The sequence below is a fragment of the Streptomyces sp. NPDC060205 genome (assembly GCF_042728395.1).
Taxonomy (GTDB): domain Bacteria; phylum Actinomycetota; class Actinomycetes; order Streptomycetales; family Streptomycetaceae; genus Streptomyces.
This window is the reverse complement of record NZ_JBHWZP010000122.1, coordinates 1-25,071: the sequence shown is the minus strand read 5'-3', so window position 1 is coordinate 25,071 and position 25,071 is coordinate 1. Positions and strand designations below refer to the sequence as shown.

23 protein-coding genes and 1 pseudogene are annotated in these 25,071 nt (G+C 70.5%); 12 read left to right on the top strand and 12 right to left on the bottom strand.

The genetic code is table 11. The annotated features are described in order from the left end of the window. Positions 1–174: 174 nt before the first annotated feature. Both ACFWGJ_RS22035 and ACFWGJ_RS22030 read right to left on the bottom strand, forming a co-directional pair. The gene (locus ACFWGJ_RS22035; RefSeq protein WP_387327057.1) at positions 175–2,610 is read right to left on the bottom strand and encodes an HAD-IC family P-type ATPase; all 2,436 of its coding nucleotides are present in this window, start codon (positions 2,608–2,610) and stop codon (positions 175–177) included. A gap of 380 nt (positions 2,611–2,990) precedes the next feature. Then, a complete protein-coding gene (locus ACFWGJ_RS22030; protein WP_387327056.1) occupies positions 2,991–3,251 on the bottom strand; it encodes a DUF2530 domain-containing protein in 261 nt (86 codons plus the stop codon). A gap of 144 nt (positions 3,252–3,395) precedes the next feature. On the opposite strand from ACFWGJ_RS22030, the gene ACFWGJ_RS22025 reads away from it, so the two are divergent. Next, complete coding sequence (locus tag ACFWGJ_RS22025) at positions 3,396–4,847, top strand: NCS2 family permease (RefSeq protein ID WP_387327054.1); 1,452 nt, start codon at positions 3,396–3,398, stop codon at positions 4,845–4,847. 39 nt (positions 4,848–4,886) lie between these two features. Here ACFWGJ_RS22025 and ACFWGJ_RS22020 read toward each other — a convergent pair whose 3' ends face one another. Then, the gene (locus ACFWGJ_RS22020) at positions 4,887–5,069 is read right to left on the bottom strand and encodes a ribbon-helix-helix protein, CopG family (protein ID WP_387327052.1); all 183 of its coding nucleotides are present in this window, start codon (positions 5,067–5,069) and stop codon (positions 4,887–4,889) included. Between the two features lie 164 nt (positions 5,070–5,233). Here ACFWGJ_RS22020 and ACFWGJ_RS22015 point away from each other — a divergent pair, with 164 nt between their 5' ends. From ACFWGJ_RS22015 to thpR, 3 genes are all read left to right on the top strand, one after another. Further along, positions 5,234–5,671: a MarR family winged helix-turn-helix transcriptional regulator gene (locus tag ACFWGJ_RS22015; RefSeq protein ID WP_107015362.1), complete on the top strand. Its 438-nt coding sequence runs from the start codon at positions 5,234–5,236 to the stop codon at positions 5,669–5,671. Between the two features lie 112 nt (positions 5,672–5,783). Beyond that, positions 5,784–7,133, top strand: coding sequence for an MFS transporter (locus ACFWGJ_RS22010; protein ID WP_387327051.1), 1,350 nt, complete (start codon positions 5,784–5,786; stop codon positions 7,131–7,133). A gap of 309 nt (positions 7,134–7,442) precedes the next feature. Continuing rightward, positions 7,443–8,030, top strand: a complete 588-nt coding sequence (gene thpR / locus ACFWGJ_RS22005; protein ID WP_387327049.1) for an RNA 2',3'-cyclic phosphodiesterase — start codon at positions 7,443–7,445, stop codon at positions 8,028–8,030. 290 nt (positions 8,031–8,320) lie between these two features. On the opposite strand, the gene ACFWGJ_RS22000 is transcribed toward thpR, so the two are convergent. Then, a complete protein-coding gene (locus ACFWGJ_RS22000) occupies positions 8,321–9,313 on the bottom strand; it encodes an aldo/keto reductase (RefSeq protein ID WP_387327048.1) in 993 nt (330 codons plus the stop codon). Between the two features lie 90 nt (positions 9,314–9,403). Next, complete coding sequence (locus ACFWGJ_RS21995) at positions 9,404–9,865, bottom strand: DUF6924 domain-containing protein (RefSeq protein WP_387327046.1); 462 nt, start codon at positions 9,863–9,865, stop codon at positions 9,404–9,406. 172 nt (positions 9,866–10,037) lie between these two features. On the opposite strand from ACFWGJ_RS21995, the gene ACFWGJ_RS21990 reads away from it, so the two are divergent. Next, positions 10,038–11,567 carry a hypothetical protein gene (locus tag ACFWGJ_RS21990; protein WP_387327045.1) on the top strand — a complete coding sequence of 510 codons (1,530 nt, stop codon included), beginning with the start codon at positions 10,038–10,040 and terminating at the stop codon, positions 11,565–11,567. Between the two features lie 72 nt (positions 11,568–11,639). Here the strand turns inward: ACFWGJ_RS21990 and ACFWGJ_RS21985 are convergent, their stop codons facing one another. Together ACFWGJ_RS21985 and ACFWGJ_RS21980 are read right to left on the bottom strand one after the other, a co-directional pair. Beyond that, positions 11,640–11,864 (bottom strand): DUF397 domain-containing protein, encoded by a 225-nt coding sequence (locus tag ACFWGJ_RS21985; RefSeq protein ID WP_387327044.1) that lies wholly within the window; start codon positions 11,862–11,864, stop codon positions 11,640–11,642. Further along, positions 11,861–12,673, bottom strand: coding sequence for a helix-turn-helix domain-containing protein (locus ACFWGJ_RS21980; RefSeq protein WP_387327043.1), 813 nt, complete (start codon positions 12,671–12,673; stop codon positions 11,861–11,863). The genes ACFWGJ_RS21985 and ACFWGJ_RS21980 overlap by 4 nt, the downstream gene beginning before the upstream one ends. 83 nt (positions 12,674–12,756) lie before the next feature. Here ACFWGJ_RS21980 and ACFWGJ_RS21975 point away from each other — a divergent pair, with 83 nt between their 5' ends. From ACFWGJ_RS21975 to ACFWGJ_RS21955, 5 genes are all read left to right on the top strand, one after another. Continuing rightward, positions 12,757–13,176, top strand: coding sequence for a hypothetical protein (locus ACFWGJ_RS21975; RefSeq protein WP_381834015.1), 420 nt, complete (start codon positions 12,757–12,759; stop codon positions 13,174–13,176). A 108-nt stretch (positions 13,177–13,284) separates the two neighbouring features. Continuing rightward, positions 13,285–14,241, top strand: a complete 957-nt coding sequence (locus ACFWGJ_RS21970; RefSeq protein WP_387327042.1) for a hypothetical protein — start codon at positions 13,285–13,287, stop codon at positions 14,239–14,241. Between the two features lie 55 nt (positions 14,242–14,296). Further along, positions 14,297–14,638, top strand: coding sequence for a hypothetical protein (locus ACFWGJ_RS21965; protein WP_387327040.1), 342 nt, complete (start codon positions 14,297–14,299; stop codon positions 14,636–14,638). Beyond that, positions 14,635–14,889 carry a type II toxin-antitoxin system RelE/ParE family toxin gene (locus ACFWGJ_RS21960; RefSeq protein ID WP_107015374.1) on the top strand — a complete coding sequence of 85 codons (255 nt, stop codon included), beginning with the start codon at positions 14,635–14,637 and terminating at the stop codon, positions 14,887–14,889. Before ACFWGJ_RS21965 ends, ACFWGJ_RS21960 begins: the two co-directional genes overlap by 4 nt. A 149-nt stretch (positions 14,890–15,038) precedes the next feature. Continuing rightward, a complete protein-coding gene (locus tag ACFWGJ_RS21955; RefSeq protein WP_387327039.1) occupies positions 15,039–17,690 on the top strand; it encodes a DUF6185 family protein in 2,652 nt (883 codons plus the stop codon). Between the two features lie 29 nt (positions 17,691–17,719). On the opposite strand, the gene ACFWGJ_RS21950 is transcribed toward ACFWGJ_RS21955, so the two are convergent. From ACFWGJ_RS21950 to ACFWGJ_RS21940, 3 genes are all read right to left on the bottom strand, one after another. Further along, positions 17,720–18,208, bottom strand: a complete 489-nt coding sequence (locus ACFWGJ_RS21950) for a hypothetical protein (protein ID WP_387327038.1) — start codon at positions 18,206–18,208, stop codon at positions 17,720–17,722. A gap of 49 nt (positions 18,209–18,257) precedes the next feature. Beyond that, a complete protein-coding gene (locus ACFWGJ_RS21945) occupies positions 18,258–18,845 on the bottom strand; it encodes a Uma2 family endonuclease (RefSeq protein ID WP_387327037.1) in 588 nt (195 codons plus the stop codon). A gap of 87 nt (positions 18,846–18,932) precedes the next feature. Then, positions 18,933–19,631, bottom strand: coding sequence for a GDSL-type esterase/lipase family protein (locus tag ACFWGJ_RS21940; protein WP_387327036.1), 699 nt, complete (start codon positions 19,629–19,631; stop codon positions 18,933–18,935). A gap of 99 nt (positions 19,632–19,730) precedes the next feature. On the opposite strand from ACFWGJ_RS21940, the gene ACFWGJ_RS21935 reads away from it, so the two are divergent. Beyond that, positions 19,731–20,735 carry a WD40 repeat domain-containing protein gene (locus ACFWGJ_RS21935; RefSeq protein ID WP_381833413.1) on the top strand — a complete coding sequence of 335 codons (1,005 nt, stop codon included), beginning with the start codon at positions 19,731–19,733 and terminating at the stop codon, positions 20,733–20,735. A 94-nt stretch (positions 20,736–20,829) separates the two neighbouring features. Next, on the top strand, positions 20,830–24,018 hold the full coding sequence (locus tag ACFWGJ_RS21930) for an ATP-binding protein (RefSeq protein WP_387327034.1): 3,189 nt from the start codon (positions 20,830–20,832) through the stop codon (positions 24,016–24,018). Here ACFWGJ_RS21930 and ACFWGJ_RS21925 read toward each other — a convergent pair. Both ACFWGJ_RS21925 and ACFWGJ_RS21920 read right to left on the bottom strand, forming a co-directional pair. Continuing rightward, positions 23,999–24,787: an ABC transporter permease gene (locus ACFWGJ_RS21925; RefSeq protein WP_387327032.1), complete on the bottom strand. Its 789-nt coding sequence runs from the start codon at positions 24,785–24,787 to the stop codon at positions 23,999–24,001. The genes ACFWGJ_RS21930 and ACFWGJ_RS21925 overlap by 20 nt on opposite strands. Then, positions 24,784–25,071, bottom strand: a pseudogene (locus ACFWGJ_RS21920) (ABC transporter); the annotation flags it as partial. The pseudogene ACFWGJ_RS21920 and the gene ACFWGJ_RS21925, both read right to left, overlap by 4 nt.

Sequence of the window (25,071 nt, the reverse complement as noted above, 5' to 3'; positions counted from 1 at the left end):
GCCCCACGCCAACCACTTGGCGTGGGGCCGTCGGCGTCTCCGGGACGCGGGGAGGCTTTCAGGGGCGCGGGGGACTGCGCAGTCTTTTGGTCTTTAGGGGCGCGGGGAACGGCGCGGCCGGCCCCCACCGCCCCGCACCCGCCCACCGCCCCGCACCCGCCAAGGGAGCCGCGGCTAGACGGGAAAGCGGCGGTCCACCCAGCGCCACACCAGTTCGAGCACGGCAGCGCCCACCACCGCCACCCCCACCGCGGTCCACGGCATCGTGGCCCCCACCAGCTTCAGCGCGAAGAACGACTGCAGCCACGGCACCACCAGCACCAGCAGGAAACCGAGCCCCATCGCGGCCACCAGGCCGATCCGCCACCACGTGTACGGCCGCGCCACGATCGCCAGCACCCACATCGACACCAGGAACAGCGTCAGCGTCGCCGCGCTGGTCTCCGCGTCCAGCGCCCCCTCACCGGAGTAGTGGTGCCGGGCGAGCAGGTACGTCGTGAACGTGGCCAGCCCCGCCACCACCCCGCCCGGGATCGAGTACCGCATCACCCGGCGGACGAAGTGCGGCTTCGCCCGTTCCTTGTTGGGTGCGAGCGCCAGGAAAAACGCCGGCACCCCGATCGTCAGCGTCGACAGCAGCGTCAGATGCCGCGGCAGGAACGGGTACTCCACCTGACAGCACACCACCAGCACCGCGAGCAGTACCGAGTACACCGTCTTGACCAGGAACAGCGTGGCGACCCGCGTGATGTTCCCGATCACCCGGCGGCCCTCCGCGACCACCGAGGGCAGCGTCGCGAAGCTGTTGTTGAGCAGCACGATCTGGGCGACCGCCTTGGTGGCCTCGGACCCCGAGCCCATCGCGACACCGATGTCGGCGTCCTTGAGGGCGAGCACGTCGTTCACGCCGTCGCCGGTCATCGCCACGGTGTGTCCGCGCGACTGGAGCGCGCCCACCATGTCCCGCTTCTGCTGCGGGGTGACCCGCCCGAACACCGAGCCCCGGTCCAGTGCCTCGGCCATCTCCTCCCGCTCGGCGGGCAGCCGGCGCGCGTCGACCGTGGCGGAGGCGCCGGGCAGACCGAGCTTGGCGGCGACCGCGCCGACGGACACGGCGTTGTCGCCGGAGATCACCTTGGCGCGTACGTTCTGCTCGTCGAAGTACCGCAGGGTGTCCGCCGCGTCGGGCCGCAGCCGCTGTTCCAGGACGACGAGCGCGGTGGGCCGTGCGCCCTCCTGGACCCGCGGGTCGTCGAGTTCCCGGACGGCACGAGCGAGCAGCAGGACCCGTAGCCCCTGCTCGTTGAGCTGTTCGGTCTCGGCGAGTACGGGGTCGTCGTCGGCGAGCAGCACGTCCGGGGCGCCCAGCAGCCAGGTGGTCACCCGGCCCCCGTCCCCGCTCCCGTCTCCGTCCCCGCCCTCGTCGAAGGACGCCCCGCTGTACTTGCGCGCGGAGGAGAAGGGCAGCGCGCCCGTGCGGCGCCAGTCCGCGCTGTCCGGGTAGGCGTCGATGATGGCCTGGAGGGAGGCGTTCGGGCGGGGGTCGGACGCACCGAAGGCGCCCAGCACCTCGCGCACGTACGCCTCGTCGCCTGCTTCGCCGAGTGGGCGCAGCTCGGTGACGTCCATGCCGCCCTCGGTGAGCGTGCCCGTCTTGTCGAGGCAGACCGTGTCGACACGGGCGAGGCCCTCGATGGCCGGGAGTTCCTGCACGAGGCACTGCTTGCGGCCGAGCCGGACGACGCCTATCGCGAAGGCGACCGAGGTGAGCAGGACCAGCCCCTCGGGGACCATGGGCACGATGCCGCCGACGGCGCGTGCGACGGAGTCCTTGAAGTCGTTGTCCTTGCTGACGAGTTGCGTGATGGCGAGGCCGACGGCGGCCGGGATCAGCATCCAGGTCACGTACTTGAGGATCGTGGAGATGCCGGTACGCAGTTCGGACTGGACGAGGGTGAAACGGCTCGCCTCCTCGGCGAGTTGCGCCGCGTACGCCTCGCGGCCGACCTTCGTCGCGGTGAACGCGCCGCCGCCCGCGACCACGAAACTGCCCGACATGACCTGGTCGCCGGGCTGCTTGACGACCGGGTCGGCCTCTCCGGTGAGCAGGGACTCGTCGATCTCCAGGCCGTCGGCCTCGGCGCACTCGCCGTCCACGGCGATCTTGTCGCCCGGCCCGATCTCGATCAGGTCGCCCAGCACGATCTCGGAGGTGCCGACGGAGATGGCGGTGCCGTCCCTGCGGACGGTGGGGCGGGACTCGCCGATCACCGCGAGGGAGTCCAGGGTCTTCTTCGCGCGCAGTTCCTGGATGATCCCGATGCCGGTGTTCGCGAGGATCACGTAGCCGAACAGGCTGTCCTGGAACGGGGCGACGAACAGCATGATCAGCCAGAGCACGCCGATGATGGCGTTGAACCGGGTGAAGACGTTGGCCCGGACGATGTCGGCGGCGGAGCGGCTGCTGCGCACGGGGACGTCGTTGACCTCGCCCCTTGCGACGCGCTCCGCGACTTCGGCCGCGGTGAGGCCCTTCTCGCGTGCTTGGCTCGCGGGCAGGGGGACGGGGTGCACGGGGTCGAGTTCGGCGCCCGCGTCGATGTGCGTCATGTCTTCGACGGTACGGGGGGATATGCGGCTTCACCCGATGAGTACGGCAAGATCCGACCAGCGGAGGAGCGGGGGTGGTGCCGTGGTAGTACACGGCGGCTGCCTACGCCCTTAGGGGGCGGGGCCGGATGTCGAGTGCGGGCCCGTCGTGGCTGGCCGCGCAGTTCCTCGCGCCCCTAAAAGACTGCGCCGTTCCCCGCGCCCCTGAAAGATTGCGCCGTTCCCCGCGCCCATGGGGGGTGCGGCCGGGCGTTGCATGTCGTGGGCGGGGGATCGATGGGGGAAAACCTGGGGCGCAGCCCCGGTTTTCAGGGGCGCGGGGAACTGCGCGGGTCACCCCCACCCGGCCGCACTGGACGTACGACCGGAGACGTCAACCCCTACGGTGCGGAGGACGGCGTGGCGGCCCGGCGGATAGCCGCTTCGCGGCCCCGGACGTACCAGATGCCGATCAAGCCCAGCCCCGCCCCCGCCAGGCACGTCCACATCCACCACAGGTGCCCGTGGTCGTCGAGCCAGCCGTAGAACGGCAGCTGGACCAGGAAGAGGACGAACCAGAGGATCGCTCCGCCCGTGACGGTGGCCACCACAGGCCCCTCCAGCGGTTCCGGTGCCTCGTGTGTCGGTGTCCACTTCGCCATGGGGACAGCTTACGAGCAGGGCGGGAAAGGGCAGACGCCCCACCGGTCTACGCGCGGAGATAGCGCCAAAGCCGTCATATGTTCATACTGAATCTGCCTGACCATGGCCACTTTTGCTCGTACGAAACTCCAAAAAGGTCCTCGATGCCCACCTCGGCCCCCGCCAAGGCTTCCGCGCCCGATGCGCCGGACCCCGCGTCCGCCCACAGCGCCCTCGACCGCTACTTCAAGATCTCCGAGCGCGGCAGCACCCTGCCGCGCGAGATCCGCGGCGGTTTCGCCACCTTCTTCGCGATGGCCTACATCATCGTGCTGAACCCGATCATCCTGGGCAGCGCGAAGGACATGTACGGGCACCAGCTCGACAACGGCCAGCTGGTCACCGCGACCGCGCTGACCGCTGCGTTCACCACGCTCCTGATGGGCGTCATCGGCAACGTACCGATCGCCCTCGCGGCCGGCCTAGGCGTGAACACCGTCGTCGCGCTCCAGCTGGCGCCCCGGATGTCGTGGCCCGACGCGATGGGCATGGTGGTGCTCGCGGGCCTCGTGGTCATGCTGCTCGTCGCCACCGGTCTGCGCGAGCGCGTCATGAACGCCGTACCGCTCGGCCTGCGCAAGGGCATCGCGATCGGCATCGGCCTGTTCATCATGCTGATCGGCCTGGTCGACTCGGGCTTCGTCTCCCGTATCCCGGACGTCGCCCAGACGACCGTGCCGCTGCAGCTCGGCGGCACCGGCCACCTGAACGGCTGGCCCGTCCTGGTCTTCGTCCTCGGCACGCTCCTGACCCTCGCGCTGATCGTGCGCAAGGTGCCGGGCGCGATCCTCATCTCGATCGTCGCGATGACGGTCGTCGCCGTGGTGATCAATGCCGTGGCCAAGGTGCCCTCCTGGGGCCTGACCACCCCGAAGTGGCCCGGCAACCCGGTCGCGAGCCCCGACTTCGGCCTCGTCGGCCAGGTCAGCCTGTTCGGCGGCTTCGGCAAGGTCGGCGTACTGACCGGTGTGCTGTTCGTCTTCACGGTCCTGCTGTCGTGCTTCTTCGACGCGATGGGCACGATCATGGGCATCGGCGACGAGGCGAAGCTGACCGACGCCGACGGCAACATGCCGGGCATCAGCAAGGTGCTCTTCGTCGACGGCATCGCGGTCGCCGCGGGCGGTGCGACCTCCTCGTCCGCGACCACCTGCTTCGTGGAGTCCACGGCGGGCGTCGGCGAGGGCGCGCGCACCGGCTTCGCGAACGTGGTCACCGGCGCGCTGTTCGCCGTCGCGCTCTTCCTCACCCCGGTCGCCACGATGGTCCCGTCGCAGGCCGCCACCCCGGCGCTGCTCGCGGTCGGCTTCCTGATCCTGTCCGGCTCCATCCGGCAGATCGACTGGGCCGACCACACGATCGCGATCCCGGCGTTCGTGACGATGCTGATGATGCCGTTCACGTACTCGATCACGAACGGCATCGGCATGGGCTTCATCACGTTCGTCGTGCTGCGGCTGGCGGCCGGGCGCGGCCGGGACGTGCCGGTCGCGATGTACGTGGTGTCGGCGGTCTTCGCCTTCTACTACCTGATGCCGGCGCTGGGCCTGACCTGATCCCGACCTGGGGTCCGGCCCGAGCGCCGACCCCAGGGACTACGGAACCCCGTAGAACTTCTCCGTCTCCTCGACCGCGGTCTGGAACCGCATGTCGAAGTCATCGCGAATGAGCGTCCGGACGACATAGTCCTGGACGCTCATTCCTCTTTTCGCCGCGTGCTGCCGGAGCCGGTCGAGCAGCTCCTCGTCTATCCGCAGGCTGAGCACAGTGGTCCCCATGGGTACGAGGGTCGCGGCCGGGGCGTGTCCTGTGTCACTTTCCGCACCCGTCTCACTCGTTTGGGTGAAGTAGGGGTCGGTGGGGGCATGAGTGGCCGGACTCACGGTCATTCGCGGGGTGTCGCGGTGGTCTTTAGACAGAGTAATGAGTTATTCTAAAGAACATGCCTGACCTCACCCATGGCGACGATGTTGCCGCCGTGAACTCCCTGCGCTCCGCCGTGATGCGTCTGTCGCGCCGACTCAAGCACCAGCGGGTCGACGAGTCGCTGAGCCCGACCGAGATGTCGGTCCTGGGCACCCTCGCCCGCTGCGGCACGGCCACACCGGGCGAACTCGCCCGCAAGGAGCACGTGCAGCCGCCCTCGATGACCCGCATCGTGGCGCTGCTGGAGGCGAAGGGCCTGGTCCGCCTGGAAGCGCACCCGGACGACCGCCGCCAGAAGGTCGTCACGCAGACCGAGCGCGCAGAGGCCATGCTTGCGGAGAGCCGCACGAAGCGGAACGCGTGGCTGGCCTCCCTCGTCGACGGTCTCGACGAGGACGAGTGGGCCAAGCTCCGCGAAGCCGCCCCCGTACTGGAGAAGCTCGCGCATCTGTAGGCCGCTCCGAACGGCCGGCTTGCCGGCCGTGGGCACCCGCGGACGCCTGTGAGGCAGCACGCACCACCAGCACCACCCGCACCGCACGCACCACGCAAGGAGGCGAACGCCGTTGAGTACGGGACCCGGAGCAGACTCCGCCCCCGCACCTGCCGCCCACAACACCCCGCACACCCCCAAGACCCGCTCCTCGATGTTCAGCTCGCTGAAGATCAGGAACTACCGGCTGTTCTTCACCGGCCAGGTCGTCTCGAACACCGGCACCTGGATGCAGCGGATCGCCCAGGACTGGCTGGTGCTGAGCCTCACCGGCTCGTCCGCCGCCGTCGGTTTCACCACGGCCCTGCAGTTCCTGCCGATGCTGCTCTTCGGCCTCTACGGCGGAGTCCTCGTCGACCGCCTGCCGAAGCGCCCCACGCTGCTCGCCACCCAGACCGCGATGGGCCTCACCGGCATCGCGCTCGCCTTCCTGACCCTGACCGGACACGTCCAGGTGTGGCACGTGTACGTCGCCGCCTTCGCCGTCGGCCTCGCCACCGTGGTCGACAACCCGGCCAGGCAGTCCTTCGTCGCCGAGATGGTCGGCCCCGGCCAGCTGCAGAACGCCGTCAGCCTCAACTCCGCCAACTTCCAGTCCGCCCGGCTGGTCGGCCCCGCCGTCGCGGGCCTGCTGATCACCGGCGTGGGCACGGGCTGGGCGTTCCTGCTCAACGGGCTGTCGTTCGTCGCGCCCATCGCGGGCCTGCTCCTGATGCGCTCCAGCGAGCTGAACCAGGTCGAGCGCGCCCCGCGCGGCAAGGGCCAGCTCCGCGAGGGCCTGCGCTATGTCGCCGGCCGACCCGAGCTGATCTGGCCGATCGTCCTCGTCGGCTTCATCGGCACGTTCGGCTTCAACTTCCCCGTCTGGCTCTCGGCCTACGCCGACGACGTCTTCCACGGCGGCGCGGGCGCGTACAGCCTCTTCAACACGCTGATGGCCGTCGGCTCGGTCGCGGGCGCGCTGCTCGCCGCCCGGCGCGGCACGGCGCGGCTGCGCGTGCTGATCGCCGCCGCCGTGGCCTTCGGCGTCCTGGAGATCGTGGCCTCGCTGGCCCCGTCGTACTGGCTCTTCGCCGCGCTGATGGTCCCCATCGGGATGGCCGGCCTGACCGTCAATGTCACGGCCAACACCGCCGTCCAGATGGGCACCGACCCCGCCATGCGCGGCCGGGTCATGGCGCTCTTCATGATGGTCTTCATGGGCGGTACGCCGCTGGGGGCGCCCGTGGTCGGCTGGATCACCGACGCGTACGGGCCCCGGGTGGGCTTCGCCATGGGCGGAGTCGTCTCGGCGCTGGCGGCGGCGACGGTCGGCCTGGCGCTCGCCCGGGTGGGCGGCCTGCGGCTGTCGGTGGGCTGGCATCACGGGCATCCGCAGGTGCGGTTCGTTCCGCGGGAGCGGGTGTTGGCTACGGCGGCGTAGCCCTCTCCTCCGGGCGGCCGGCGGATCGGGGTGGGCTCGGGTCCGCGGGTGCGGTGCCGGCCCGGTGGGGGCTGGTCGCGCAGTTCCCCGCGCCCCTGAAGGACGGGGCTGCGCCCCTGGCCTGTGGGGCGACCCCGGAGTCTGCGGGTCGGTGGGGGCTGGTCGCGCAGTTCCCCGCGCCCCTCAGGACGGGGCTGCGCCCCTGTCCTCGGGGGCCCCTGAGGGGCGGGGCTGCGCCCCTGCCCTCCGGGGCCCCTGAAGGGCGGGGCTGCGTCCCTGGGCTTGGTCTGTAGCTGGCAGGGTTGGTGCATGAGACTGTTTGCCGCTGTGGTGCCGCCGGAGGATGTCGCGGTTGAGCTCGGTGTGGCGGTCGACGGGCTGCGGCGGTTGCCGGGGGCGGGCGAGGGACTGCGGTGGACCACCCGGCCCGGGTGGCACTTCACGCTCGCGTTCTACGGGGAGGTCGACGAGGGGCTCGTACCGGAGCTGTCGGTCCGGCTGGAGCGGTCGGCCCGGCGGACGGAACCCTTCCCGCTGTCCCTGCGGGGCGGGGGCCGCTTCGGAGGCCGGGCGCTGTGGGCGAGCGCCGCGGGGGACGTACGGACCCTGCGGCTGCTCGCCGACCGGGCGGTGGCGGCGGGGCGCCGGGCGGGGGTGACGCGGGAGGAGCACCGGGCCTACCGGCCACACCTCACCCTGGCGCGCAGCAACCGCGAGTCGGCGGACCTCGCCCCGTACGTGTCCGCGCTGGACGGGTTCGAGGGGCGGGCCTGGACGGTGGGCGAGCTGTGTCTGATGCGGAGCCGGCTGCCGGTGTCGGGGGTGGCGGGGGAGCAGCCGCGGTACGAGGTGCTTGAGCGATGGCCCCTCGGCGGACCCCGAGGCGGAGTCGCCTGAGGGCGGGCGGTTACGCTCGGTGCGTGGACCCGAAGACGCGGAACCGGATCATGGCCGGTGTGCTTGTGCTGATGTTCGTTGTGGTGGCTCTGGCGGCGGCCGTCGGCAGGTGACGCGGTCGCTGCGGGGGGCGGTCGAGGGGGACCGTCGTCGGCCGACGGTCCGCTGTGGTTGGTCGCGCCCCGCGGCGGAGCCGCCGCCGCATATGAACACTGCCCCGCGCCCCTGACGGGCCCTGGCCGGGCCCTCCTCAGGGCGCCCCCGCCGGGGCGCCCATATCCAGGTGACGGCTACCAGGCGAAGGCCTCCGGGGACGGGCCCGGGCCCGGGAAGATCTCGTCCAGGCCGGTCAGGACCTCGTCGCTCAGTTCCAGCTCGACGGCTCGCAGCGCGGACTCCAGCTGTTCGGCCGTGCGCGGGCCGACGATCGGGCCCGTGACGCCGGGGCGCGTCAGCAGCCAGGCCAGTGCCGCTTCGCCGGGCTCGATGCCGTGCTTGTCGAGCAGATCCTCGTACGACTGGACCCGTGCGCGGCCGGCGGGGTCGGCGAGGGTGTCGGCGGCCCGGCCGCTCGCCCGGCGCCCGCCCTGGATCTCCTTCTTGAGGACGCCGCCCAGCAGACCGCCCTGCAGCGGCGACCACGGGATGACGCCGAGCCCGTACTCCTGCGCGGCCGGGATGACCTCCATCTCGGCGCGGCGCTCGGCGAGGTTGTAGAGGCACTGCTCGCTGACGAGGCCGATGGTGCCGCCGCGGCGGGCGGCGATCTCGTTGGCCTGCGCGATCTTGTAGCCGGGGAAGTTCGAGGATCCGACGTACAGGATCTTGCCCTGCTGGATCAGGACGTCGATCGCCTGCCAGATCTCCTCGAACGGAGTGCTGCGGTCGATGTGGTGGAACTGGTAGACGTCGATGTAGTCGGTACCCAGCCGCTTCAGGCTGGCGTCCACCGCGCGCCGGATGTTGAGCGCGGAGAGCTTGTCGTGGTTGGGCCAGGCGTCGCCCTCGGCGGCCATGTTGCCGTACACCTTGGTGGCGAGCACGGTCCGGTCGCGGCGGCCGTCGCCCTGGGCGAACCAGGAGCCGACGATCTCCTCCGTACGGCCCTTGTTCGCGCCCCAGCCGTACACGTTGGCGGTGTCGAAGAAGTTGATGCCCGAGGCCAGGGCCGTGTCCATGATCGCGTGGCTGTCGGCCTCGTCCGTCTGCGGACCGAAGTTCATGGTCCCGAGGACGAGTCGGCTGACCTTGAGTCCTGTGCGTCCCAGCTGCGTGTACTTCATGGTTCACAGCCAACGTGGTCGAGTGCGCTCTAGGCAACACCCCGCTCCGCGGTGAACGACGGGAGCGGGGTGCGGGAGCGGGGCCGGGGGCTAGTCGCCGAACTCGTCGAAGTCCATGTTCGCGATGGCGAGGTTGCAGTGCATCGCGTGTGGGGTCTCCAGGGCCGATATGCGGTACGGCGCGGTCTCCTCCTCCGGGTCGGGGCTCACCGCGAGGAGTGTCGGTTTGGCGCCCTCCATGCTGGCACGGTCGGCGAGGAAGACCACCGGCCATCCGCACTCGCCGGCATCCTCCTCGTCCCCGTCCCCGCCCCCGTTCTCGGGCGCGGTGAGCGCGGCGAGTACGTCGGCGGGGGTCGCGTCCGCCCACGCAGGATCGTCCACGCGGACGATGTCCTCCTTGAGGCGGCCGTTGTCCCCGTCGCTCTCGTCGAATACCCACGGCGTGTCGAGGGCGGCCAGCACCCGCTGCCACGCCTCGTCGTCGCGGTAGTCGGTACGCACCAGCAGCAGGGGCGGATAGTCGGCGTCGGTCTTCGGCAGAACTCGCACGGATCGGCACTCTTTCCAACGGGCGGCGCCAGGGGCCGCGTTGACGGTGATCCGAAGCGTAGGGGGAGGGTCTGACAACGGGGGCGGGGAGCGGGGAGCGCGGCGCGGCCGGTGGCACGGCCGCGCCGGAAAATACCGAACTCGCCGTCCGTGTTCCGGGCAGGATGCCTGCGTGCATCACCTCCTGAGCGGGCTCGCCGCCAATCCGGCCCTGCCGTCCGAGCTGGTCGACCGGCTGATATCCCTCGCGGACGACGACGACGACGTCGCCGACGACCTCGCCTGTCGCGCGGACCTCAGCCGTGCGCAGGCGGTCGCGCTGGTCGAGCGGGTCGAGGAAAGCGCGATGCGGCTCGCGTACGAGGGCCGGTTGACCGCGGCCGACATCGACCCCGTGGCCCGGCCCGACGCGGCCCTCGCCCTGCTCGACCGGGGCGCCGGCCGCCCGGAGTGGGCGCGACTCCTCGCGGCGGACCCGATCCGCGAGCGCCGGGAGAAACTGGCGGCCTGCCCTGGCCTCCCGCCCGATGTGGTGGACGCCCTCGCGGCGGACCCGGACGTACGCGTGGTCGCCGAGCTGGCCCTGTGGACGACGGCCCCGGACGTGACCGCGAGGCTCGCGACGCATCCGCACGCCGAGGTGCGCCGGTCGGTGGCGGCCAACGAGGCGACCCCGCCCGCCACGCTTGCGGCCCTGCTCACGGGAGCGGGACAACCGGCCGCGCGCCACTGCCTGGTCTGCGACCGCGAGGAGATCCCCTTCGTCCACGATCCGCAGTGCTCGCGCCCCGACTGCGATCTGCCGGCCGGTGCTTCCTGCGACGGTTCCCACGAGTCCACCGGTCACCGCACGTGGGAGGCGGCGCTCCGCAACCCCGCCACCCCGGTCGAGTCGGTCGCCGTTTTCGCGGACCACCCGTCGATGCTGCTGCGCTGGGCGCTAGCCATCCGCCAGGACCTGCCCCGGCAGGCGTACGTGCGGCTTGCCGCGGACCCGGCTCCCGGTATCCGCGCCGACCTCGCGGAGAATCCCGCGCTCGACGAGGCTCTGATCCGGGTGATGGCCGACGACCGCGACCCGGCGGTGCGCCGCGCGCTCGCGCACCATCCGCGTGTACCCCTCGACGTACTCACTCGCCTGGCCGGAACCGCTAAGGCGGGCAACACCCTGCTGCCCCGCATCGCCGCCGCCTCACCGGCCGAGATCGAGGACCTGGCGTCGTCACCGGACCCGGCGGCCCGCATGCTCGTGGCCCACCGACGGGACCTACCGCCGGGGATACGCGACCGGCTGGCCGACGACCCCGACGCGAAGGTGGTCAAAGCCGTGGCTCCCCACCCCGGCCTCAGCGAGGCGCAGTTGCGGGCCATGGTCGAACGCCACGGCGTACGTGTCCTGGCCAAGGTGGCGACCAATCCGGACGCGACCCCGGCCCTGCTGGAGGAACTGACCCGGCACGAACCACCGGTGCAGAAGGCGTTCCGCGAGATAGCCCGGCATTCTGCGGCGCCCGCCGCCGTGCTGCTCGCCTGCCTGGCGGACCGGCAGGCCCGACCGATAGCCGCCGCTCACCCGGCTCTCCCGCCACCGGTCATCACGGAACTGCTCACGGACACGGACTGGCAGGTGGCGGAAGCGGCGGCGTCGAATCCGTCCTTGCCGGTCGCGGTGATGTCGGATCTGGCGTGGCATCGGGCCTGACGGGTCCGACGGGTCCGAGGCGTCTTCGAGTTCGGAGCTCACCGGGCGAAGATTCAGGCGACCAAATCCTCGTCAGTCGTCGCGACCACTTCCGTACGTGGCCGCGTACGGGAGGAATGCGGTCCATGCCGCCGGGGCGACGGTGAGGGTGGGAGCGGCAGAGTTTTTCGAGTCGCGGATGTGGATGGTGGGGATCGTGGGGAGGGAGGTGGTGGTCTGGGGTATGGCTATCTCCAGGCATTCGCCGCCCTGGCTGCCGCTGTAGCTGCTTTTGAACCACTTGAGGTCCGTGTTCATAGTGCGTCCGCCACTCGTTCGATCAACTTCGTCGACTCCTCGGGGCTGAGTGCCTGAGCTCGCAGAATGCCATACTGCGCGAAAAGGTCCCCCAGGTTGGGCTGTTGGTCCACGAAGTAGCCTCCGCCCGGGCCCTCGACGTATGCGAGTCGGTCGCGCTCGGCGGTCTCCACCAGAATCATCGGCCCGTTCAGACCGGCGTGGACCTCGCGATCGTGCGGCATCACCTGGATCCCGACGTTGCGCCGTTGCCCGAGTTCAAGCATGTGGCTCAGCTGCTCTTTGAGAGCCGCGGGGCCGCCCAGAGGTCGCGTCAGCGTGTGCTCCTCCAGTACGAAGTCGACGAGCGGCGCGGGCTTGCGCTGCAGGACTTTCTGACGTTCGAGGCGGGCCGACACTCGGGCCTCGACCTCGTCGTCCTCCAACGGCGGGCAGTGACAGTTGAAGATCGCCCGCGCGTATCCCTCCGCCTGGAGCATCCCGGGAACCACATGGTTCGCGTACATGCTGATGGCGGCGGCCTTCGCTTCCAACTCGGCGTAGTCCTCGAACCATGTGGGGAAGCGACTGGTCTGCAACTGTTTGCCCGCCGCGAGAAGTGCACCTTGTGCACCTAGTGCCTCATCCGCGGTCGCGACGAGTCGTCCCTTGGGAGGCCGTTCACCTCGCTCCACCATTGCCACTTGGGACTTGGAATAGCCGACCTGCCCACCCAACCCCTCCAGGGTCATCCCGGCCCGTTCGCGGAAGAACCGCAGCAACGAGCCGAACATCTCCAGGTTGCTGGAGCTCTGTTCACTGGTGTGCACAACGACCTCCCCAAGTGCACAGACGTGCACGGACCCCGCGTAACCCTGGTCACAGTATGTGAGCGGCCGTAAGCATTTGCTCCATGAATTCGGAAACCGCACCGGTCAGGGTGCATCCCTGGATCCCGGCCTCCGGCCACGGCCTCCGTCATGCCGGTATCCACTTCGACGCCGTACGCATCGCGGGCGTCCTCGCAGAGCAAGTGGCGTACGAGCTCATCCAGTTCACGGACTTTCAGGCCGGCCCGATCGTCCGTGGGTCAACGGGATGCAGGTACATGTACTTCCTGTTGCCCCCGCAAAGTGCCACCGGTCGCCGCTGGCCGAGCGGCGTGCGGGCGCTGGGCCGGGACGCGCGGGGCTGGGCGTATGTGGGGGTGCCCGCGATGGGCGGGCTGACCTGGCCGTTGGACTGGCGGTCGGAGCCGACGCCCGAAGTGCCTTTCGTGGAGGCGGGGTTGCTGGCGGAGGTCGTGAGCCGCGTGATCAGTCATGTACCGTGATCGCGACATCACACTCTGTGTGCGCTCGCATGCGGAGCGGTCCCCGGAGGTGCTACCAACACCACCCGAGGACCTTCACTGCCAGTGGAAGACCAAGGTCCACCAGAAATGCTCCGCCATGCTATCGCGCCGGTCCGGCGCTACACGAAGGCTTCACACGACGTCGTACGGCACTCGCGTCTCAACAGCGACGCGAAGATCCTGCTGCTGTACGTGCAGGGACTGCCGGAGGGCGCCGACCCCAGGCCGCTCAGCGAACACGCGGGCAGGCTGGGCATGAAGGGCCGGGCCTACCAGAAGGCCAAACAACTCCTCGCCGAATGCGGCTACTTGCACGAGTGGCGTGAGCAGGGCGCGCGGGGCCGCTGGGTCACGGAACAGCTCCTCGCCAACGTCACCCTTACGCGTGAGGAGGCGGCCGGGGCCCGCACGGGGGAGGCGGTGGCCGTCGCGCCACCGGTGCCACCGAGTGAGCGCCCACCGACGGTCGGCGGACCGAGTGAACGGACGGTCGGTGACTCTCCCCCAAAAGAAGAAGAACAAGAAGAGAAGAACCTTCCCCACCCCCCACCCGAAGACCACACCGGAGGTCAGACGCCGCCCGATCTCGCGGAGGCGGAGGGCGTGTTGCTGTCCCTGCGGTATGTGAACCGGGATCTGCTCCTGGGAGTGCGCGAGGCCAGGCTGCTGGCGGGCGCGGCGGCGGAATGGCTGCGCAGAGGCGTCACGGCGGCCGACCTCCGCCGCGCCCTGACGACGGGCCTGCCCGCGGACGGCATCCGCTCGGCCGTCGGCTTCCTGCGCCACCGCCTGCTCCAGAAACTCCCAGCGGCGAAGGTGCTCACTCCGGCCCCGCAGCCGGAGCGGCCCGCCGCCCCGCCCCGCCAAACCTTGGTGACCTGCCCGGGCCCAGGCACCGAACACGTCTTCCGCCCCCGCTCCGACGAAACCCACTGCCTCCGCTGCCGCACGGCCGCCGCGTACGAGGCGACACTCCAACCGCTCTCGCGCACGCTCTCCGCCCAGTGGCGGACGCGTGTAGAAGAGTGCGTCTCCGGTGGGTAGCGCGTCATACGCTGCTGCCGCAGCGGAGAAGGCGGCCTCGAAGAGGAGCAGGGACATGGCGGCATGGAGCGACATCGTTCAGGAGGCGCGTGAGGCCGTGGGCTTCGGCGGGCAGGTGGTTCCGCGCAACCTTGAGGGCATCCGGGCCGCCGTCCGCCCCGACCGGCTGCCGGACCTCGACGCCGAACTGGCGACCCTCTCCGAGGGTTCCGCCTTCGAGGCGTTCCTCGACCACTGGTGGACGCAGGCGCTCGTCGACGCCGCCCCGGACGTCGACGCCCAGGCTCTCGCGATCGACTTCGCCGACCTCGCGACCGCGCTGCGAGCGAAGTCGACCGACGGCGGAACACTCACGCAGGCCGAGGTCGAGGACATGCTGAGGGGCAAGGCCTCATGAGGCTCACGATCATCTGGGAACCGGCTGCGGCGGCCGGCCTACGACGCCTCAAGTCGCGCGACGGAGAGGCCATCAAGCCCCTGGTCCAGGCGATCAACGCCCTCGCCCTCCAGCCCGAACCGCCCGAAAGCAGCAAGCTCGGAGGCACCGACCTGAGACGGCTGCGGGTGGGCGCGTACCGGGTCACGTACGAGATCGATGGCACACGAGTGGCGATCAAGGTGCTGATGGTGGGGCGGACACAAGTCTGACTGGCTCGCTCGGCGGCCCACAACAGCCCTGTTGGTCAAAGGTGTTGGTTATCAAGCGGCTTCGGCAAATGTCAGTGGCATGGGTCATGATGTGCGCCACGGATTCAGTCGGGGGGCGTCTGGTGAGGACCCGTGCTTTCAGATGGGCAGTGTCGGTGCTCGTGGGCCTGCTGTGCGGGCTCATTGCGCCGGAGGCAGCTCGGGCGGCCGAGCCGACGCGGGGCGATGCCTGTGAGAGTGCCCGGCTAGCCGAGGCGCGGGTCAGCACCTCGGTGGAGTTTCAGCACGACGACCGGACGTACACCAAGGTCGTCACCAGGCTGACGGTCGATGTGCCAGCGAGTTGGCCCCTGGCGCAGGATCTGCTGCTCAGCGAGGACAGCCGTCGGTACATCAGAGCCATGGCCTGCCTCACCAGGAGTGAGCAGAAGAAGCAGCAGCGGCACTGGGCGGAGTGGCGGGTCGGCAACCCCGTGGTGGTGTCGAAGGGCGGGCGCGTCAAGGTCGTCGACAAGGCGCACTCATGGGTCGACCAGTACCGGTCCGACATCGAGGTCGGCGTGTGGAGCGTACGAACCGGCGCCGATCGGTGGCTCGTACGACTTCAGGCACCGCCCGCGCTTGCCGGTGCCCGGTGGGAGCGGATCACGGCGGACCCGGGGGCGCCGGGAGCCGAGTCGGCGAAACCGAAGCCCTATGTGGGACAGGGAACCACAGCTCTTGTATGGCGTCCCGAAGCCGTACGACAGCAGAAGAAGGCAGCAGCGAAGACGACAGAGGCGGCGAAGGGCGAGGCTGAAGAGAAGGTTTCCTCGCGTCGACAGAAGGCGGAAGAGCCGTCGGTGCCGTCTGTGACCGTCTGGCTCCGGCCCTCGTGGCAGCGTTCCTGGGCCGCGCAGAACAGCAGGCTCATAGCCTTGGGTATGGGGACGGCCGGCAACTGGCTGTGGACGATCGTCGTTTCTGCCCTCTTCTTGGTCGCGGCCCGAGGCTATGGAGCGCGTTCCACCACGCCCACCGACAGGCAGCGACGTACTCGGCGCAATCTGATCGCGTGGGCCTGGTGTGCCGTAGCCGTTACGGCAGTGACACTCGCGGACGACCTGATCGACCCGTACGTGCAGCGAAGGAGAGACGGTCGGTGGCTCGACGAGTGGATCTTTCACGGTCACGGCTTCGCTCTGACGGTCGTCGTTCTGCTGCTGCTCCTCGGCAGGCCGCCGCAACGAATCTGGACCGCGGTCGGCCTGCTGGGCCTACTGCCGCTCGCAGAGATGAAGTGGCCTGAGCAGTTCGATCTGCGTCCGTTGCGCCCTCAGCCGATGGAATACGTCTATACCGCCTCGGACAAGGCGCTCGCAGCGCAGACGGCCTCCGCCTGCTGTGTCATGGCGATGACCCTGCTCGCTCTCGTCGCCGCCGCCTGGCGGCTCGCCACCGACGGACAACTACTTCCAGAGAGCCGCAAGAACCCTGGTGCGGACCGGGTCCTGCGGCTGCGCATGGCCCTGCCGGCTGTCTTGGGGGCGACCGTGATCATCGCTGTGTGCGCCGCGTTGACGCATGAGCGCAGTTGGCAGCGCGCCACCTGGTTGAGCGACCCCATGGATGCTGACTACGGCAAGGACCACCGGAGCAACCTGCTCTGGGACGCGATGTGGTCCGTTTCCAACGGGCAGGACTGGATCTGCGGAAATCTGTGGATGCTGAGCGCGGTGGCCGCGTTGGCCGCGCTTCGTACCTGGCACATCTCCTCCGCCCTGTCGCCGCTGGACAGAGCCGGTGACAGGGCTGAACGGCTGTTGTTTCTCACCTTCTTTCCCGTTGGGGTGGGGATGGCCGGCGGCTATCCCCTGGGCGTCCTTCTTCCCGTAAGCGTGTGGATACCCCTGCACATGCTGGCCCTCTACGGGGCAGTCACCCTGTTCGTCCGCCGCTCCGTCCTGGCGCAGCCTCTCGCGAAGTCCAACCACTCTCTCGCCGCGATCCTGGATGTCGGCGTCCGTATCGAACTGCTGTCCAGGGCCCGCACATATCGCGAGACCCATGCCGCTCTGCGCCGTCTCGACCAAGGCCTTTTCGGTGACCAACCCCCAGTGCGGGAGGACGAGGAAGCAAACCTGAGTGATCTGCACGACTGGCCCGCAGGCGGCGTATTGACCACCTCCGACCGGCTGCCGCCGAAGGTGTCCGTGGTGGACGCGGCTCTGGCGCTGGGGCCGCGTGACACCTGGTGGGCCAACGGCAGCAGGGCTGCCCGCCTGGCACTGATACCCGGGCTGCCGGCCGCCGCCCTCACCACCTGGGTGTGGACGGTCCGGGGGGAAGCGTGGGAGTCCACCCTTTCCGATCAGTTCGGATTCCCGGGCATGGTGCTCATCTTCATGTACTGGATGGTCACTTGGGCCGGGGCCGGGTTCGTGCTGGGGGCGTTGTGGCGGGTGCTTCCGGGGCGGCGCGGAGCGGTGAAAGCGATCCCGGTCACGCTCGCGTTCGCGCTGCCCGCCGGGCTCGATGCCCTGCTCTCCTGGTTCACCGGTGAAAGCGTCAGCAACCTCGCTCTGCACGTCTCGGCAATGCTGTTCGTCCTCACGGTCACCGGAATCGCGTTCGACCTCGATACGTTCCAGGGCGAACGACGCTACTGGCAGAGCCGTCTCGGGCTGCTGCTGTCGGTCTACCAGATGCGCTACTACTCGCTGCAGGTTGCCTACCTGATCGCCCAGATCATCGCCATGATCAGCATCTGGCAGTTCTTCGCGGAACCCACTGTGACACCGGAGCCTGCGGAGAGCAAGTGAGACAGCCCAGGCCTCGTGGAAGGCCGCAGTCAGGAGTCCGAGGCGTTGAGGTGACGGCGGAAGGCCTCACGAGCGGCTGCCATCGTGCGGCTGTGGGCCCGACCGGCCGCCTGGTAGTCCGGTGTCGGTACCGTGGCGCCGGCCGCGGGTACCTCGCGGAGGTCACGGAGCGAGGCGTACGCCGCGTCCACCGCGGACACGACCTCGTCGGTCGCGGTCAGGACCACCCGCTCCCGTGCCTCGTCGCAGCCCGATGCCTGGAACACCTGCCGGATGCCGGCCGCTCTCGCCTGCGGGCTCGGATGCTCCTCGTCCGCAGCCAGTCGCATCGCCTCGTGGGCCCGGCGGAAGGAGACGAGGCAGTCCACGAACAGGTTCCGCAGGTCCTGCAGCCTGGTGTCTTTGGTGGTGCGCCGCCAGCGCACCTGTTCACCGATGAGGGTGGCCCCCACCCCCAGCACGGCCCCCAGTCCCGTCCCGATCAGACTCGACCACTCCACGGCCGGAGATGGTGCCACGCGGGCACGGGGTGCGGAACCCGTTTCGACGGGCCGGACGGGTCCGGGTTCAGCCCCGGGGGAACTCGGCCGTCTTCAGCGTGAGGTCGACGATCGTGTTCGTCATGTCGATGTCCGCGCCGAAAGTGACGGAGAGTTCCGTGTGGTACTCCCCGTCCTTGGGCTGGGTGTAGAGGTGGCACTTGCCCTGGTACGGATCGACGATGAGATAGACGGGGACGTCGGCGACGGCGTACGCGGTCTTCTTGGGGCCGTAGTCGTTGGGGGCGGTGCCTTTGGAGATGACCTCGGCGACGAACTCGACATCTTGATAGAGCCAATGGCCTGTAGAGTCCTCCTCCGCCCCTTCGCGCAGCTTCACCACGTCGGGGCAGAAACCGTTCTCGTGACCGGGGAAGTCGATCCGCACGTCGGACAGTGCCTCGACGTCCATGCCGAACCTGTCCTCCAGAGCCCTGGTGATCCTCCGGATGATGTGCCAATGGGCGCTTCGCTGCGGCGTCATGAAGACGTCACCCCCGACGATCTCAACCTTGATTCCCTCGGGGACGGGCATCCGCTCAAGCCGCGCGAACCACTGGTCCAGGTGCTCGATGTTCTTGTCAGCCATCTCGATCCTGTCTTCCAGGATGGTCATCGTGGCGCTCCTCCCCGGCTGCCCTCGGACGAGTACAACCGCGCGGTACAACGATACGCACGGTGACCAGGAGACCGGTGGATCCGGTCAGGCCGATTCGGCCAGGTGGGAGGTGTAGGGGGCGCCCACGCCCCAGGCCTGGTGCATCGCGTCCGCGTACGCCGCCGCCAGTTTGTGTTCGCCCGACGCGTTGGGGTGGGTGCCGTCGTACGTGTCCGTGTGAATGTCGTAGCCGTGGGGGAGTGAGGCCAGGAGGAGGGGGGAGCCCGGCTCGTCCAGGTCCGCCGTCGTTTTGGCCAGGAGGTCGTTGAAGGCGGCGACCTCCCGGGCGAAGGGCGCGTCCGTCTCCGCCCTGATGTTCGGGATCACGGGGAGGAGGGCCATGGAGATGTGGGGGTTGGCCGAGCGGGCTGCGGCGACGAACGCGCGGACGTTCTCCGACGTCTGGAGCGCGTTCGTGTAGAAGCCGAGGTCTATCAGGCCCAGCGAGACCAGGAGGACGTCCGCCCGCGACACCCGTACCGCGTCGGCTATCAGCGGGCTCAGGTGGTACCAGCCCTCGCCCCAGCCGGCGAGGTGGGCGCGAGGGAAGTCCGGGTCCGGGTCCGCGTACTCGTACGAGTCGGCCGCGCCCGTCGTCTTGTCGTACAGGGCGCCCCGGGGGCCGACGATCTGGAACGGGGCCCCGTGCGTCGCGCGCAGGTGCTGCCACATGCGGTAGCGCCACGTGTGTTCGCCGGCGCTTCCGATCGTCATGGAATCACCGACGGGCATGAACCTGAGCATCCGCTCATGATGGACGATCACCGGCACAGGCGGGGTCCGACGGGATGTGAAGCTGGACACGCGCCCGCCGAACCGGCGGCGGGGTGGCAGGCTGGGGGCATGCGTCGCTCGTTCGTTCTCCTTGCCGGGGCCCTGCTCGCCGGGGTGCTCGCCCTGCCCGCCGCATCCGCTCCCGCCATCGCCGCCGCCGACGGCGACGGATCGGACGGGTCGGAGGGTTTCACCATCGAGGACCCGCGGATCACCGAGTCCAGCGGGCTCGTCGCTTCCCGGGCCCACCCCGGCGTCTACTGGACCCACAACGACAGCGACGACGGCGCCTTCCTCTACGCCGTCGACAGCAGGACCGGCAAGACCGTCGCGACCGTCACCATGACGGGCGTCGGACGGCCCCGGGACGTCGAGGCCATCTCCATGGGGCCGAACGGCCATCTGTACGTCGGCGACATCGGCGACAACCTCGGCGGCACCTGGGACCACGTGTGGATCTACGAGCTGCCCGAGCCGAAGGAGCTCAAGGACCAGACCGTCCGCGCCACGCAGTACGACGTGAAGTACGCGGACGGGGCCCGGGACGCCGAGGCGCTGATGGTGCACCCCAGGACCGGCCGGGTCTACATCGTCTCGAAGAACGAGGACGGCGGCGGCCTGTACGAGGGGCCCGCCGAACTGTCCGCCTCCGGCACCAACACCTTCAGGCGCACCGCGGACATCGGCCTCTGGGTCACCGACGGCGCCTTCTCACCCGACGGCAAGCAGCTCGCCGTACGCGGCTACTTCGGCGGTATCGCGTACAAGTGGAACAACGGGAAGCCCAAGCGGCAGGCGCAGTTGAACGTGCCGTTGCAGCGGCAGGGCGAGTCGATGACGTACACGCCCGACGGATCCACCCTGCTGTACGGGAGTGAGGGCAGCGGGAGTTCCGTCGAGGCGGGGAGCGTGCCGGGAGGCGGTTCGGACGGCAAGTCCTCCTCCGGCGGCGGCAGTTCCGCGGACGGCGGCGACGACGGGGCGAACGGCAACTTCAAGATGGGCGCCATTGCCCTCGCCGTCGCCTTCGCCGTCGTCTACGGACTGAAGCGGCTGTTCCGGCGCCGCGACTAGACGAGGGCGAGGCCGAGGCCGAGGGCGAGGGCGAGGCCGCGGCCGGGGCTCCGGCGGCCGGGCCCCGGCCACCGGCTTTGGCTACTGTGCACGCGTGACCATCGACCTGATCCTGTTGCCGCGTGTCGCCTGTCGCGGGCAGGAGGTCACCGCGCCCCGGCTGCGGGCCCTCCTCGCGCTCCTCGCGGGCGACCCGCGCACGGGATGCAGCACCGAGCGGCTGGTGGCCGGGCTGTGGCAGCCCGACGAACTGCCGGAGCGGCCCGGGAAGGCACTGCAGGTCCTCGTGTCCCGGGCCCGCGCGCACCTGGGCGCCGACCTCGTCGTCAGCACCCCGGCCGGATACCGGCTGGGCCTCGCCGAGGACCGGGTCGACAGCTCCGCCCTGCTGCTGCACGCCGCCGCGAGCGCCGACCGGGCCAGGGCCGGCGACCACGCGGCGTCCCTGGCCGCCGCCGACGCCGGGCTCGCGTTGTGGCCGGGCACCCCGGACCAGGACGGCGACCCCGACGACCCGGTGGCCGCGCTGCGCGCCGAACGCGCCCCCGTCCACGGCACGCTCGTCCGCGCGCGGGCCCTCGCCCTCGCCCGCCTCGGACGCCACGCGGAGGCCGCCGAACCACTGGCCGCCGTCGACGCCGGGCAGCCGCGCGACGAGGAGGTGCTCGCCGAACTGCTGCGCGGCGAAGCGGCGACGGCGGGCCCCTCCGCCGCGCTGACCCGCTACGAGGCGTACCGCCGTGAACTGCGCGACCGGCTGGGTACGGAACCGGGCGCCGGACTCAAGTCCGTACAACGGGAGTTGCTGCGCGGCGAGGAACCCGTGGTCAGACACGGCGTGCCGCACGAGCCGAACCCCCTGCTGGGGCGCGAGGAGGACATCGCCGCGGTGGGGCGGCTGCTGGCGGCCTCCCGCGCCGTCACCGTCGTCGGCCCCGGCGGCCTCGGCAAGACCCGGCTCGCGCACGCCGTCAGCCGCCGGGCCGAACAGCGCGTCGTGTACTTCGTGCCGCTCGCCGCCGTCACCGCGGACGACGACGTGAGCGCCGAGGTGGCCTCCGCGCTCGGCGCGGGCGAGGGACGCCACGGTGCCATGGCCGCCCACACCGCGGCCGGCCCGGTGTCCGGCATCCTCGGCGTGCTCGGCTCCGGACCCGCCCTGCTGGTCCTCGACAACTGCGAACAGGTCGTCCGGGGCGCCGCCGACCTCGTACAGGCGCTGGTGTCGTCCTCGAAGGACCTGCGGGTCCTCGTCACCAGCCGGGCCCCGCTCGGCCTCACGTCGGAAGCGGTGTACGCGCTGCCGGAACTCGGACTCGACACCTCGGTCGAGCTGTTCACCCAGCGGGCGCGGGCCGCCCGGCCCGGTGTGCAGCTGCCGCCGGACGCCGTGGCCGAGCTGTGCCGCCACCTCGACGGACTGCCCCTCGCCGTGGAACTGGCCGCCGCGCGGGTACGCGTCCTCACGGTGCAGGAGATAGCCCGCCGCCTCGGCGACCGCTTCGCGCTGCTGCGCGGCGGAACCCGGAACGTGCCCGAACGCCACCGCACCCTGCACGCCGTCGTCGACTGGAGCTGGAACCTCCTCGACGAGGAGGCCAGGGCCGCCCTGCGCACCCTGTCCGTCTTCCCCGGCGGGTTCTCGGGCGAAGCGGTGGAACGGGTCCTCGGCGAGGACGCGCTGTTCCTGCTGGAACAACTGGCCGGGCAGTCGCTGCTCACCGTCACCGACACCCCGGTCGGCGTGCGCTTCGCCATGCTGGAGACCGTACGGGAGTTCAGCGCGGCCCGGTGCGCCGAGGCGGGCGAGGAGGAGAGGGCCGTCGGCCGGTTCCTCGCCTGGGCACGGGACTTCGGAGTCACGTACCACGACTGGATCTTCGGCCCGGAACCACGCACCGCCTGGGAGCGGATCAGGACCGAGCAGGACAACCTCGTGGCGGCCCTGCGGTACGCCCTGGCCCGGGACGACGGCCCCACCGTCGCCGCCCTCACCGCCGTCCTGACCGCCCTGTGGTCCACCGGCTCCAACTACCCGCGCCTCGCCGCCCTCGCCGCCGACACCGGCCCGCCCCTGTCGCACTACCACCCCGAACCCGCGTACGTCGAAGTCGCGCGCGCGGCGGCGGTGCTGTGCACGGTGAGCGTGTTCATGGGGTACGGCCCCGTCGCCGTACGCCAGCTCGTCACCCTCCGGCGGCTCCCCGCGGCCCCGCCGGACACACTGCTGCGGGCCATCGCGGTGGTGCTCGGCGCCGTCCCGGCGATGCGGGCCCCCGACTACGACGTCCTGCGGGAACTGTGTGCCGACGAGCGGCCGCTGCTCGCCGGTGTCGCCGAATGCGCCGCCACCTACGTCTGGGAGTACGAGCACGACATCGACCGCGCGCTCGCCTCGGCCCGCCGGGTCATCGAAGCGCTCGCGCCGGTCGACAACCCCTTCCTCCAGGTCCTGGGCCACGCCCGGCTCAGCGAGCTGTACCTCCAGACGGAGCGGGGGGACGCCGCGTACGGGCATCTCAAGGCGGCACTGGAGGCCCTGCCGCGGCTCGGCGACGCACACGACTCCATCGGCGTACGCGGCGGCCTGGTCCTCGCCTGTCTGCAGCGCGGCGACCCCGACGAGGCCGAGCACTGGCTGCGGCAGGCGGAGGCCGTCGGCATCACACGGAACGACGACTCGTACAACGCCGACTACGGTGCCCGCGCCGAGATCGCGCTCGCCCGCGGACTCACCGAGGTCGGGCTCGGCCTGTGGCGCGGCGCCGTGGACGGGGTGACCGGCGCGGGCCCGATGCACGACGGCGATCCCTTCCTGGACCGGTGGGTGCTGCAGATGCAGTCGGCGGCGGTGACCGCGCACGCGTACGCCGGCCGCCTCGAACTCGTCGCGGAACCCGTCGCCCGGCTGCGGCAGGGACTGCGGACCATGCTCTCCGTGCCGGCCGGCTCGCCCATGGACCTGCCCGTCCTCGGGACGGTGCTGCACGCCCTCGGCGTGGCGGGGATCGTCGCCGGTGACGTCGCCGGTGACGTCTCCTGTGACGGGTCGGGTGACGTCTCCGGTGACGTCTCGGCCGTCCGGATGGTCGCGCTGGCCGAACGGCTGCGGGTGCTGCGCGACTACCAGCCGACGATGTCGGCGGAGCGCGCCCGGCGGGTGGCCCGGGAAGCCGACGGGGCGGCGTACGCCGACGCGGTGTCGGAGTACGCCGCCCTGGGGCGGGACGAGTTGCGGGAGGCGGCCCGCGCGGTCATGGCGCCTACTCGGGGTCGCGGTTGAAGCGCGCCGTCGACCAGCGGTAGCCGAGCACGGTCAGGCCCACGCACCAGGCGACCGCGATCCACCCGTTGTTGCCGATCCCGGTGCCGAGCAGCAGCCCGCGCAGGGTCTCGATGGCCGGGGTGAAGGGCTGGTACTCGGCGATCGGCCGGAACCAGCCCGGCATGGTGTCGGCCGGGATGAAGGCGCTGGAGACGAGCGGCAGGAGGATCAGCGGCGTCGCCATGTTGCTGGCGGCCTCGGGGTTCGGGCTGGCCATGCCCATGCCGACCGCGATCCAGGTGAGGGCCAGGGCGAACAGCGTGACCAGTCCGAACGCCGCAAGCCACTCCAGGGCCGTGGCGTCCACGGAGCGGAAGCCGATGGCCACGGCGACGACACTGACGAGGACCAGGCTGGCGAGCACCTGCAGCACGCTGCCCGCGACGTGCCCGATGAGCACGGAGCCGCGGTAGACCGCCATCGTGCGGAAGCGGGCGATGAGCCCTTCGTTCATGTCCATGGACACGGAGATCGCGGCCCCGATCACGGTGCTGCCGACCGTCATCAGCAGCAGGCCGGGGACGACGTACGCGATGTAGTCGGAGCGGTCGGCGCCGGTGCCGAGGCCCGCGCTCATCGCGCCTCCGAAGACGTAGACGAAGAGCAGCAGCAGCATGATCGGCGTGAGCAGCAGGTTGAGGGTCATGGAGGGATAGCGGCGTACGTGCCGCAGGTTGCGCCACAGCATGGTCTTCGAGTCGCGGGCGGCGAGGGAGAGGGTGCTCATCGGACGGTCTCCTTGGTCTGGTCGGACGCGGTGGTCTGGTCGGAGGTGGTGGTCCGGCTGGTCCGGCCGGTCTGGCCGGGGACGGTGGTGTCGCCGGTCAGGGCGAAGAAGACGTCGTCCAAGTCGGGGGTGTGCACGGTGAGTTCGTCGGCCTCGACGCCCGCGGAGTCCAGCCAGTCGAGGATGGAACGCAGTTCGCGCTGGCTGCCGTCGCTGGGGATCTGCAGGGCGAGTGCCTCGTCGTCGCGGGCGGCTTCGCGGAGCGCGGCGGCGGCGGAGCGGTA